Origin of the sequence: Hahella sp. NBU794 (assembly GCF_050749805.1) — a bacterium.
In the GTDB taxonomy this organism is placed as follows: Bacteria; Pseudomonadota; Gammaproteobacteria; order Pseudomonadales; family Oleiphilaceae; genus Hahella.
Window position 1 is genome coordinate 3,549,879 of the sequence record NZ_CP192738.1, and the last position, 13,578, is coordinate 3,563,456.

Here is a 13,578-nt window from a genome sequence, read left to right on the forward strand (position 1 = left end):
TATCGTTGATGAAAATACAGACATACTTCTCTCTCGACTTCGTTGTCATTAATTCGGCGGACAGGTCGCTTCCGTCTGGTCCGCCAATCACTCAATCACAATACCTGTGATGTCAGGTCCTGTTTCTCACTGCTCGGCGCCGCGTGGGCGCGACTGTCCTGCAAGCCCGCTAATTCGCTGACCCGCGCTTCAATCCATGGCGCCACCTGATTATCGGAGAACAGATAAAAATGGCCGCCGGTGAACACCCGCTGCGTCACGGGCGCAGCGAACGCCCGCCGCCATCCCGCCAGGCGGGACACCAGCACGCGATTATCGCTGTCTCCTCCCGCGATAAACCCATGAACGTCCAGCGGCGGCTTCGGCATGCCGGCCAGGGCCGCCAACAGCGTTAGATCATTGCGCATCACGCCAATCACATAAGACCGCAACTCAGGGTCCGCCAGCACCTCCGGCGGCGTCCCTTCGTACTGCTCCAGCAAACGCAGGATCTCGTCGTCCGATAGAGACTCCCGAGGTTTTCCGCGCAGATCAACAGGATTGATGTAGCCGCGGGCGGAGAGCATCACTCCCAGGCGCATTTCCGGCGCTTCGCGTCTGAGTCTGTGCGCGGTCTGGTAAGCCAGCTCCGCGCCCAGGCTGTGACCGCATATCATCAACGGCTTATCGCGCCCCAGTTGCAATCGGCCGATGGCGTCGAGAATCTCCTCAAGGACTGCCTCGGCGTCGGCGTTAAGAGGCTCCAGAAAACGCGCGCCTCTTCCCGCCAGCTCCAGGCAATAGACTTCAATCGAATCGGACAGATTCTGCGCCAGTTGCATATAGGTGTAACTGGAGCCCCCCGCATGATGCATAAACAGCAATTGCGCGGCGGCGTCCGGCCTGTTTTTCGCAGCAAACAAGACTGAATCAGACAAGGCTCACTTCCTCCCTGGCGTCAATCCCGGAAACGGCGCGCTTCTGATATACCGACTTGAACGCCGACGCTGCCGCAATAGGAGCGCTGGCGATCCATCCCGGACCGCGCGCACTTTTGAATTGAAAGTAATCGTCGTACTCTGGGCTGGTGACGAAGTTATAGGTCAGGGAAATGCTGGGCGAGAGGGTGTGCACCTCATGGGGCAGCCCTTTAGGAATCAGCATGATCTCCCCTGGCTCCAGATCGAAGCGCCAAATCCTGTCCGCTTGTCCGCCAGGCTCATTGGCGGCGGCGGGCGAATGGGAGAAAGATCGTCCTTCCGCAAGGGTTCTGGCGGAGCCTTCCAGCGATGAAGAAAAAATCCATCCCGCCTTTTTGCCCACCACCTGACTCAACACCGCATTCGTGCGCATGCCGTCTACATGCAGACGGGTGCAGGCGCCAGGCGCAGAGAAATAGAGTCCCCAGTCCTGACACATGCGCTTGTTCGGCTCTAAGGAGCCCATCTGCACCCAGGGAATCCGGTAGCCGCTCTGTGGTAGAAAATAAGGTCGGCTCCAGTGCCGCTGAATGCGCTGAAACGCGAGGAAGCTGAACGACTGCGTTTTCACGCGATGGCCAAATCCCCAGGTAAACAACAGGTGCTTGAGGAAGGAGTCATAGGTATAGCGCAGGTAGTCCAGCTCATTGCTCATACACCCTAGCTCCACCTCAGGAAGCGTAGCAATCTGCTTCAGGTAGGCGCGCAACTCGACATTGTCTTTTGGTTTGAATCCCGCGTCCTGCAAGCGGACCGACAGGTCGCCGAACTCTTCACAAAAGAAGTCGAAGTTCCAAAGTTGCTGCGCCGGCCAGTCCTGCAATCCATCTGCGACAATCACGGGTTCATTGCGCATCAGATAGCGCTCACTGAACGCCGCCGAGTCAATACCCGACACTTTTTCCACCTGACGGTAATCCGCCCCTTGCAGGCGCGACGCCGCCTCGCTCTCTTCAATCAACGGCTGCGTTTCCCGTTTGCGCCGATAGATGCTGGCTTCTTCATAAGCCCATAACGCCACATCGCCCAGCGCATTGCATACATCGCCAATAAAACTCATAACCGCCCTTCCCTAAAAATCAAACTCTAAGTCCACATCCCTGTCCGCCGTTTGCACAGCGTCAGATTGGACGGGTTGGTAATCGAGGTTTTGCAATAAGTCCTGCACTTCCGTTTCCGGGTCCGCGAGGATGGCCCCCACCAGTTCGAAGTAGTATTGGAACATCGCTTGTATCGTCGTCTGGTCAAACATGTGATTGCGATATTGGATAGTGCAATCGAAGCCCTCCCGGGTTTCAGACACTTCCAGCACCAGATCAAACTTCGCCGTATCCGAGCCGATATCCAGTCGCGACAATCCTGCACTCTGGCTATCTTCCGCTGCGCCGTTGAGGCTTTGCGGCAAATACCCGAAAACCACATCGAACAGAGGGTGTTTACCCTGGCGATGCTGACAATAGGATTCCGCGCTCAAGTCCTGTAGAAGCGCACTCATTGTATAGGTTTGATAAGGCGCGCACTCAGACCATTGTTCGTTTAGATCCAGCAGATAATCCGCCACCGGGAACTCCGCCTCCGGCTCAAGCTTGAGGGCGAGCATGTTGACCAGATACCCGACCAGTTGCATTTCTTCCGGCTGCGTGCGTCCAGTGACTGGTACGCCAAGCAGGAAAGAATCCGCCCGCGCTATCTTGCTCATCAGCACGCCAAATGCGCCCATGAAGAACGTAAAGGTCGGCAGACCCAGGTCCTCACACAGCTGTTTGACGTCCTCGCTGATCTGCCGGGGCAGCGACTGGATCAGCGTCGCGCCCTGATTGCGCCCGGATTCATCACCGTCATCGCAGCTTTCCACCCGCGGCAACGCCAGCGGCGCCGGCAAGGGTAATAAGTTGGCGAGCCAGAACGCTTTGTCCTTGCGGATTTTCGCCTCGTCTTCAGCCGCCTGTCGCACCTGACGGAATGCGGCGTAGCTGTATTCCAAAGGCGCCGGCGAACGCCCGGCGAGGAAGTTCTGCAAATCGTCTGCGAGAATGCCGAGGGACACCGCATCGCAAACAATATGATGGACGACGATCAACACTTGATGCGGCCGCCCGGTCCCGGGGCTGGTTATCATCATGGCGCGAATAGGCAGCGTGGCGTGCAGATCGAACGGCATGGCGGCGAACTGCTCCAGGCGAGCCCGATTCTCCGTTTCCGCCGCGGCGGGTTCGAATACCGCCAAACTGGTTTTGGCCTGGACCTGGGGTTCCATCATCAGGTTGGCGCCCTGTCGCTTGAACAGGCACTTCAACACCAGATGCCGGGCAGCCACCAGCTCAATCGCCGCCGCAATATCTGTAGGGCTGTATGATGCGGGACATTCAAAGGCCACCGGCATGTTATAGCTGGCGTCCTGAAAAGTGGTCTGGTGTATGTAAAGCAGTTCCTGATCCGCGCTCGCCAATATGGGCGCGGCGGGATCAATGTCCAGCGCAGGGACTTTGACGTCCTCCTGCTCCAGCAGGCATTGGCGCTCGATCTCACGAATAGTCGGCTGCGCGAAAAAGTCCTGGATAGCAATCCGTTTACCCAGCTTTTTATACACTTTTTCCGCCATCACGATAGTTTTGAGACTGTCGCCGCCCAGCTCCATGAAACGATCGTCGATCCCTACGCCTTCCACGCCGAGGATGCCGCTCCAGATGGCCGCAATCTCTTCCTGCAATGTATTGCCGGGCGCGGTAAACGCCGCCGCCACGGTCGCTGGCCGCGGCTTCAGCTTAATGCTGTTGACCGAGGACGAAGCCTGTCCCTCGCCGTTCGCCGGGCGCCGACCGCCCCAGGCGTATAAACGATCGCTAAACTGTCCGGCGGAGAAGATCTTTTGATCCTCACGGTCGAACTCGCGCAAACTGCGTTCGAACAAGGCGGGAAACTCCGCTCCCAGCAACGCCGTTTCGTTGGCGCCCCAGGCGTTGGCGTCTTTTGGCGACGCTTCCTCGAAGTGGATGGTCTCCCAGTTCACCGTCACCCAGCGGGTCGCCGCCAGCCGGTTGTTGCGCCGTTGGCTCCAGCCATCCAGAAACAGGTTTGCGGCCGCATAAGGCGCGTGGGCGATTCCACCGAAAAACGCAGACATGGAAGAGGTGACAAAACAGGTCTCCACAGGCACGCTTTCGAACACCCGCGCCAGCGTCTGCGCAACCTGCGCTTTCGGCCTAAGCTGAGCCAGATAACGGTCTGCGTCGAGCTGGGCGAGCGGCGCAAAGGAATCGCCATCCGTCACCCCGGCGGCGTGAATCACTACCTGTATTTCGCCCAGACGCTGGCGAATGCTCTCAAACAGCGCCAGGGCGTCGCTTTCTGATTCCAGCGCATAGGGAAACACCTCCACCGCGCCAGCGCCGGCCGCCGTCAGTTCCTGCCGCAGGTCTTGCATGGCGGGCGAGTCCGCTGGCTGACGGCTGATCAGAGCCAGTCGCCCCTGAAAGCGCTGGGCGAGGGTTTTCGCCATCGCTCTGGCCATTCTGCCCCCCGCGCCGGTAATCACGAAGGTCCCGCCAGTAAAATGCGACGCCTCCAGCACCTCATTTTCGTCTGCGTCAGGACAGCGAAAACCCTCGACAAACAATCCTTCTTCGCTCAGCTTCAGAGGTCCATGCATGGGAGACGCCAACACGCTGGCGAGCGCCGCCGGCGTCCATCTCTCACTGGGATTGCAAATCTCCACACAGGCGCACGCGATGCCGGGGATCTCCTGAGGCGCCACTAACGCCAGGGATTTCAGCGCGGCGGCCGTCAGCACCTGATCGGCTTCCTGCTGCGGGTCGTCCACGGCTAAAAAGGAAGGCGCCAGCAAATAAATATGTACGGACGCATACCCTGAGAAATCCGCGTCCGTCAGCGCCCTGCCCAGTTCAGCCAGCGCCTGCAGGGATTCCGTATTCATTGACAGGCCGTCCGCGGGAATCGCCAGCGCCAAGGTCAGGGATTGCTCGCTGGGCGCGCCTGCGGCCAACTCCGTCAGTGCGCTGCGCAATTGCACTGAACATAAGGGGTTACAGTCCAGCACTTCGATATCATGCCGGGAGAGCCCTGCGGTAAGCGCCTCAGTCGAAGCCGGGGTGAGCATCACGCGCCGGGACCCGGGTTGCGCCCGGGTTTTGCGAAGACGTACGGGTTTCCAGAATGGCGTCAGCATGCCCGCCGCGTTTTTGGAGAGATTGCCGCCTTCCGGCGCCGACAGAACGTCCGCGATGCGCCCCCAGGTTTTATCCGAGACATGGCCTGCGCCGTGATCTTCGCGGGCGAAAGCGTAACCCGGAACATCCTTCAGGGGCGCTATGGATTGATCGCCGAATAGTGACGACGGCAACGCCTTTGTAGCGCCTGTGAGCCACTTTTCGATGCCTTCGTTATCAAGGGAAGCCTGTTTCCCATTCAAGGTCTCCGGCGCCAGTGACGCCAGGGTCGAACGGATCAGAGACGGTGCATCGCCATCCTCTGCAAGCGCCAGATAGCGCTCGATTTCCCGCATTAAGGCGAATTGGGAGTCCGCCGCCAGCAGCGCCCGACAGGGAAAGCTGTGACGTTTGCGCAGCGTAAGGGAGAGCGCGCGAAGATCAGGATTCTCCTGCGTCACCAGCCACTGGGACACGGCTTCCAGATGCTGCGTCAACGACGCTGAGTTGATAGCGGAAAAAGGGAAAAACAGCGGTTCGCCCTGCTCTTTTTCGACAGGTTTCTTCGTCGGCGCGGGCGCATATTCCTGCAGCACGATATGGGCGTTGGTTCCGCCAATGCCGAAACTGCTGACGCCGCCGGTGCGCAGCTTGCCGTCCTGTGATGGCCAGAGCTCCGCCTCAGTGTTGACATAGAAGGACGACTTTTCAAAATCCAGTTGCGGATTGGGACGCTGGAAATGCAACGTCGGCGGTATCACGCCGTGTTTGAGCGCCAGCACCGTCTTGATGAATCCGGCGACCCCGGCGGCGGAGTCCAGGTGGCCGATATTGCTTTTAACTGCGCCCAGCGCGCACTGGTTCGGCGTATCGCTGTCGGCGCCGCTCTCAGCGAACACCTCGCGCAAGGCCATAAACTCAATGCTGTCCCCCAATCCGGTGGCGGTGCCGTGACACTCGATGAAATCCACGTCGGCGGCGTCCACTTCCGCCAATTGCAGTGCGGCGCGAATCACCTCCGCCTGCCCTTTCACGCTGGGGGCGGTGTAGCCCACTTTGCGGGCGCCGTCGTTGTTAATGGCGGAGCCTTTGAGAATCGCCCAGATGGGGTCGTTGTCGGCGATGGCGTCCCCCGCCCGGCGCAACACCACCGCGCCCAGGCCGCTGCCGAACACGCTGCCGCTGGCGTCGGCGTCAAACGCGCGGGTTTTGCCGTCTTTGGAGAACAGCATGCCCTCCTGATAGAGATGTCCATTCTGTTGCGGCAACAACAGGCTGACGCCGCCGGCCACGGCGAAATCGCACTCGCCGTTCAACAGACTCTGCACCGCCTGATGGATGCTGACCAGACTCGTCGAACAGGCGGTCTGCATGGTGAAGCTCGGCCCTTGCAGCCCCAGTTTCCAGGAGATCAGCGTGCTCATGGCGTCTTTATTGGCCAATTGCGACGCCAGAAAGCCGCCTACGTTATCCACTTGTTCGGACAGCATCGCCTGCATGGTCCACTGCACGGTGCTGCGCGCCCCCAAAAACAGACCGATGCTGCGTCCGCGTTTGTCGGGGTCGACGCCGGCGTTCTCCAGCGCATGCCACACGCACTCCAGCATCAGCCGGGTTTGCGGGTCCATCAGCGCGGCTTCCGCCTGACTGTATCCGAAGAATTCCGCATCGAAATACTGCGCGCCGCCCAGCACGCCGTTGGCGGCCACGAAGTCCTTGTTGCGTATCTTGTTGGCGTCGTGCCCGGCCTTGAGCAGTTCTTCGTCGGTAAAATGAGAAATGCCGTCCACGCCCATGAGCAGGTTGCGCCAATACTCATGACAGTTATCGGAACCGGGAAAGCGACCCGCCAGGCCGATAACGGCGATATCCAGATCTTCTCTAATCTCTACAACACTCATAATTCCATACCTTGTTAAACTCTCAGACGAGGTCGTCTGATATAAATCCTTGTGGTCCTTGCGGCGCCCCTGATTACTAAACCGGCTCGGGCTGACTTGCCGAAACGGGCTGCGCCTGGGAGAAATCTGCGGGCGACACGTCATCGGCGCCCAACCTGCGCAAAAACTCAACGTGATCCCCATGCAGGCGGCGTATCAGCGCGTTCGCCGGCGCAGAACGCTGCAACGCGGCGGCGCTTTTCTCATCGGCGTCGTCGGAGAGAAACACCCGCGTCGGGATACAATTCAACGGGGACGCCGACAAACGCTCAGGGAAGCGCGCGGGCTGGATGAGCTGATGCTGCAACCGGTAGTAACGCCATTCCATAAACAGGGATGGCGAGGCTTCCCGCAACGCGGCTTCGTCTTCGATCGCCGCCAGCGCCCTTGCTGTCTCACTGTCTTCAGCGGACGCGGCGATGTCCTGGAACAACGCCAGGAACTCCGCATACAGCGCCGGCCCGTCGAACACGCTGGTTTGCAGATTGGGGTCAAGAAACACCAGCTGCTCAACGTCCTGGCCTAATTCCGGACGCTGCGTCAGCAACGCCGCCAGCATCTCCGCCCCTAGGGAATAGCCGCCCAGCCACAGGGGACGCGCGGACGTTTCTCGATGCGCTGCGGCCAGCGCCGACAATGCGTCCGCCAGCGCCATCTGCAACGCCTCTGCAGAAAGATCGACGGCCGCGCCGGGCTCCAGGGCCAGCACCGATAGCGTCACGGAACCCGCCAACGCATCCGCCAGCCCTTGCAGCTCAACCAATCCACCCAACGCGGGAGGCAGCAGCACCCACTTGGGAAGTCTGGCGTCGTCCGCATTCAGCAAGCGCTCCTGCAGACATCCCTCCGCCATGGGCCGGGACTGGCGACGGTTTTCGATCAGGGCCCGCTGGGCGTCCAGGGTGGCGTGGCGAAACACATCCACCGGACTGAACGGGACGCCGAACCGCCTCTCGATCTGGCTGGCCAGACGCACTGCACTCAAAGACGACCCGGACACCTGGAAAAAGTCCGAATCCGGCGTCAACGCGCCCTGGAAACCCAGACATTCGCGCCAGCACGCCGCCAGTTCCCCCAGCTCTCCGTCCCAGGCCGGGTCCGTGGCGTCCGGGGCTGCCTGCGCGCGTTCACGCCACGCCTGAAACAGGGCGACGATTTGCGCCCGATCCAGTTTGCCGGTTTCGGTGCGAGGCAAACGCGCAACCGGGAATATCGCGGAAGGCAGATGCGAGCGCGGGTAATGCCGGGCCAGATGGGCCTGTAGCCCCGCCCCGCCGCCCTCCTCGCCTTCTATTGCCAGCACCAGGCAGGCCTCCGGCGTTCCCGCCAGCGCCACCGCCGCCCCCGCCGCGATCACGCCGGGATGTTGTCCCGCCCGGCTCTCCAGCTCGCCAAGACCGATAAAATTGCCTCGCACCTTGCAGCTGTCGTCCATACGTCCTTTCAGGAAACACTGGCCACTGGCGTCCACCATGGCCATATCGCCGGTACGGAAATACGCGCCCTGATCATCGCTCCCGAACTTCTGCGCAGTCAGTTCCGCCTCATTCAGGTAGCCATGCTGCGCAAAGTCTCCGTAGATCAACAGCTCGCCCCATTGACCTGGGCGCAGGCGACGCCCTTGGGGGTCGATCACGGCGAAGGCGACGTGATCCAGAGGCGCGCCGATGGACAGCATCGGCGCCGAATCCATATCCGCGCAGTTCGCCATGGAGACGGCGATACAGGTTTCCGTCGGGCCATAGCTGTTCCAGATCTGGGTGCGCTCTAACAGGCGGTCGATATCGCCGAGGGTGAGAAAATCACCGCCGCTGATGCACACTTTGGGGAACGGCTCCAGGTTCTCCATACGGTTCCAGGCGGAAAACAGCGCCGGCGCCGCAGAAATCACATCGGGACGACGCTGCGCCAGAAACGCTTTCGCCCTGCGTTCGTCGAGCAGGCTGTAGCGGTCCGTCACCAGACTGGTTCCCTGCAGCGCCCAGGCCAGCAGCACTTCTTCCAGATAGCCGTCAAAGCTGGGGGAAAACTGCTGGGTCACACGCGCCCCGGGTTGCAGGTTCAGCGTGCGGACCAGCGAGTCCAGATATTGCGCGACGGTCTGCGCCGCAACGCAAATGCCTTTGGGGCGACCTGTGGTGCCTGAGCTGTACAGTATCCATGCGACAGGGTTGGCGTCGAGGGACTTCACACTCTTGAACTGGCCCCAATCGAAGTCCGGGTTAATGCCCTGGTCGGCGACAATTGCATCATCCGCGCGCACCACTATGTCCGGCTGCGCATGACGCATTACTTCCTCTACGCGGGCTTCCGGCGTTCCCTCTTCTAGGGCGAGATAAGTGGTTCGCGTCAGGAAACACGCCGCCAGAAACGCCTGCAACCGGCGTCCGGGACGGCCTTGGATCAGTGCGCGCCGAATTTCTGAGCGGTTCAGGCGCTCTGCATAGCTCCCGGTCAGTGACGCGAACTCGGCCCAACTCAGCTCGCCTTCGTCGTCAATCACGGCGGGGCGATCGCCCAGGGTCAGAAAACCATCGCGTAAAATATCTTCAATGGAGCGATACGCTTCACGCCGTTGCGCAGGCCGGAACGCCTGGGCGGCGGTTACGGCGGATACAAGCAGGTCCTGCAGCGACGGGGCTGAGTCGGCGCCCAACGTTTGTCGCAGAATATCGCGATAGCTCGCAGCAAGTTTCTCCATGCGCTCTTCCGGCAAAGCGGACGCCTGATACTCCAACGTCAGCCGGCAACTCTCCTCGGCGTGCAGCACCGTGAGATTCAACGGTCCGTGAGCTTCCTTGCCGACATCGTCGCCTTCTGCAGTCACATCGCTGGCCTCAACGGAGTCGAAATAGGAATAGGCGACATTCAGCAGCGGATTGGAGCCAAACATTCTGGGGTCGTGACGCAGTAACGCAAATACTTCCTCCACCGGGAAAAACAGACGTTCCGTCGCCCGCCACTGCGCTTCCGCCAGAGATTTGAGGTAAGCATCAAACCCCTCCGCGTCGCGATCAAAGCGAAACGCGCAAGGCGCCAGAGACACGAACATGCCTACGGTGTTTTGCGCCTGCGGTGGACGAAAGGCGTTCGCCACGGAAATAGAAAACGCGTCGCTACGGCCTTCCCGCGCTACGGCCAGCCCCCATATCCCCAGAAAGAACACGGACGGCGTGACGTTGTAGCGGGCGCATAGACGCTTAACCGCCGCCAACTCGGTTGCAGCCAGAGACCAGGAGTTATATTTCACCCCGTCATCGTCATCCACCGCGCCATGACCGAAGGGATCAAAATCGAGACCCTCAAGATAATCTTTCCAGAACGTCTGCGCTTCTTCCCAGAGCGGTTGCTGACGGGCTTCCGCCAACGCCTGCGCATAGTTGCGGTAGTTCAGGCCGGGTAAAGACGGCTGCTCCCCGCGCAAACGCTGCTCGAACTCAAGCTTGAGTATCTCCAGGGACGGCTTGTCCAGCAGAATGTGGTGGACTTGCAAACGTAAACAAGCCCGCAGCGTTTGCGGCTCCAGCAGGCGGGCGCGCAGTAACGGCCCCTGCTCCAAAGCAAACGCCTGCGTCCATGCCTCGTCAGAGGCGTTCAATATTTGCTCGGCGTGAAGCTGGGGAAGCGCTTCCGCGAAGGGCGACCCCCGTCCATCAAGAGGATAACGCGTGCGCAACATATCATGGCGGTCAATCAAGGCCTGTAGTGCTTGCGTCACGGCCTCGCTTCGGACTTCCCGAGGTATGGGAATATCCATCTCCAATACATAAGCCATTGAGTCGGGATGCAGACGGTACTGCGCGTACAAGCGGGCTTCCTGAGGGGACAGTTCGCCCCGAACCACCTCGCCGGATTCCGCCGCTTTATCCAACAGCCTGGAAAAAGTATCCGCAGCGTTGCCCTGCTGTCCGCCTGAGCGGGCGTCTATCAGCGCCGCCAGGCTGGCGATAGCGTCGTGCTTAAAGAACTCCAACAGTGAGACTACCTGACCGAATTCCTGCTGTATTTCCGCCAGCACTCTGCCTGCGCGCAAAGAGTGTCCGCCTAAAGCGAAAAAGCTTTTATCCGCGCCAATAGCCGTGGCGTCCAACTCAAGATGGCGGGCCCAGCACCCCGCCAGCCACTCTTGAGTCGGCCCCTGCGGACGCGGGCCCGCGTCGCTGGCGGCGGCGTCACTGAGCGTCTGTTTCAGTTTTTGACGATCAAGCTTGCCGTTGCGGTTCATGGGCAGTTCCGACGTCAGAATAATCTGACTGGGAATCATGTAAGCAGGCATCCGCAAGAGCAGCGCTTCACGCAGATTGCGCTCGGATAGCTTCTCTTCTCCAGCCACGATGAACGCGCCCAGGCGCGCATGACCACGGCTGTCGGCCATGCCGATCACCGCCGCCTGAGAGACGCCCGGCAGGCCCAATACGGCTTTTTCAATGGCGTCCAGCTCTACGCGGAAGCCATTTACCTTCAACTGACGGTCTTTGCGTCCCAGAATCTCCAGTTCGCCGTCCGCATTCCAGCAACACAGATCGCCGCTGCGGTAGTAACGTCCTTGCAAACGCCCTGTATTCAGCTGTAAAAACGCTTTTTCGCTCAGATCAGGCCGACTCAGATAACCCAGCCCCACCCCCGCGCCGCCGATTAACAGCTCTCCTGGGGCACCTATAGGACAGGGCTGCATCGTATCGGGAAACACCACCACGCATTGGTAACCATTAAATGGCTTGCCGATGGTTATCTTCTGACCATCGTCCTGGATTTGCTGACAGGTCGTGAGTACGCCGGTCTCGCTCGGCCCATAGACATTAAACAGCGCATAGTTGTGCTTCTGAAAAGCGCGGAGACTCTCACCGCCGAAATACAATTGTCGCAGGCCAGGAATATCGCCCAACGCCATGATGTCTTCCGCCAGCACGGTTGTGGTGAACATCAGGTCGATGTGTTTTTCACGCAGAAATTCAGCGCACTTCGTCGCATCCGCGCGCACCGCCTCTGGAGCGATAACGATCACCACGTCTTCGGTCAACGCCAGCACGCACTCCAGGACAAAATAATCAAACGTATGGTTGGCCAGAGAAGCGACCCGGGAGTTTTGGGTTGGGTAAAGCGCCCGTTTTTCCTGGCAGATATTGAGCAACGCCCTGTGCGTGTTGAGGCAGCCTTTGGGCTTACCTTCGCTGCCGGAGGTGAACACCACGCACAGCGCGTCGTCCGATTGTGCGGCCAACCCCTTGCTCAACGCCTCTTCTGTATTGAGAGTTCGCGCTGACGCCATGGTCTCCCCGGCATACTCCGGCAATAACAGTGTCCGACAACCCAGGGCGAGGAAACCCGCCTGCAGATTTTCACAGCCGGCATCCAGCAGTACAGTTTGTGTCTGATGCGTCCTGGCGATATCGAGCAGCTGTTCGACAGGAGTGATATGTGACTGCAGACAAAACGGCTTGCCAACTTGCATACAGGCCATCGCCGCCAGCGTGGTTTCCACCCCTTTCGCGCCGACGATCAGCACACAGTCTCCCAACGCATCCCACTGGGACCACTTGGGACTTTGGAGCAATGTCTCCGTGTAGGCCCGCAGCTGGTGAAAGTTAACCGTCCGTTCGTCGCATTCCAGAAACACCCAGTCACCTCTATCGCGGGTCGCCGCCACAACGGCTTCGGCGACATTGCGATAGCGCAGCGGCCGGGCCGGCGCGGGGGTAGACAGCGCGTCAATGCGCGCCTGTTCCGCAGGCGGAATCCAGGGCATGGACGCGAGCACGCCGCCCGGGTCGAACGCCATCGCCTCCATCAGCGTTCGCAGGCGCTCAAGCAACAGCGCCGCCAGCGCCGGGTCCACTTGATCCGGGTTGAAACGCAGATGCAGCCGGGTCGCTTCGGGGCGCGCCTCAACGCCAATACAAAGCCTGTACTGAGAAGCGTCCATGCCGGCGCAGGGGACGCCCGTTTCCGAATATCCCACCAGCACCTGCGGCCCCGCCGACATATCGGTGGACGCGCTTTGCGGCGACAGGCCAGCGACCAATCCGGCAACCTGCTTCCACTGCCTCAGCTCCGCGCCGATCAGTTGTTTGACCGGCTGCGCCAATTCTGTTTCCGTCAGCCGCCACTGGGCGGGAATGACGTAAAGGCCGTCATTCGGGCCTTGCCCCAGCTCTCCGGCGCCTATCGCCCAGTTCAGTGCGCCCAGGGGCTCGCGACTGTGCACAAACGCAAGATGCTTGATACAGGCGGAGAACAGCGATAACCGATGCATCGGAGAGGCGGACGCCATCGCGTAAATCCGGCGGTTAAGCGCCTCAGGAAGCGCGCAGGTAATGGTCGTCGTCGCGTCCGCCTCAGGCGTCGCCTGCGCCATCACAAAAAACGGGCACTCCTGATAGTCCGCCGCCAATTGCTGGCGGACATAGGCTTTGAACGCCTGTTTCCTTGCATTTATTGCAATGGGATCATTCGTGAGCATTTCCATGTTTTACTGCTTCTCCATTTCTTTCTGCTTATCCGTGGTTGCCTGCT

The 13,578-nt window shown here is 60.1% G+C and carries 4 protein-coding genes; all 4 read right to left on the bottom strand.

Translation table 11 applies throughout. From position 1 onward, the window contains the following. Positions 1-95: 95 nt before the first annotated feature. Complete coding sequence (locus ACQYWX_RS15910; RefSeq protein ID WP_431685486.1) at positions 96-917, bottom strand: thioesterase II family protein; 822 nt, start codon at positions 915-917, stop codon at positions 96-98. Then, complete coding sequence (locus tag ACQYWX_RS15915) at positions 910-2,019, bottom strand: cupin-like domain-containing protein (protein ID WP_431685487.1); 1,110 nt, start codon at positions 2,017-2,019, stop codon at positions 910-912. Before ACQYWX_RS15915 ends, ACQYWX_RS15910 begins: the two co-directional genes overlap by 8 nt. A gap of 12 nt (positions 2,020-2,031) precedes the next feature. After that, positions 2,032-7,026: an SDR family NAD(P)-dependent oxidoreductase gene (locus tag ACQYWX_RS15920; protein WP_431685488.1), complete on the bottom strand. Its 4,995-nt coding sequence runs from the start codon at positions 7,024-7,026 to the stop codon at positions 2,032-2,034. Positions 7,027-7,102: 76 nt separating this feature from the next. Further along, the gene (locus ACQYWX_RS15925) at positions 7,103-13,531 is read right to left on the bottom strand and encodes an AMP-binding protein (protein ID WP_431685489.1); all 6,429 of its coding nucleotides are present in this window, start codon (positions 13,529-13,531) and stop codon (positions 7,103-7,105) included. Positions 13,532-13,578: the final 47 nt, after the last annotated feature.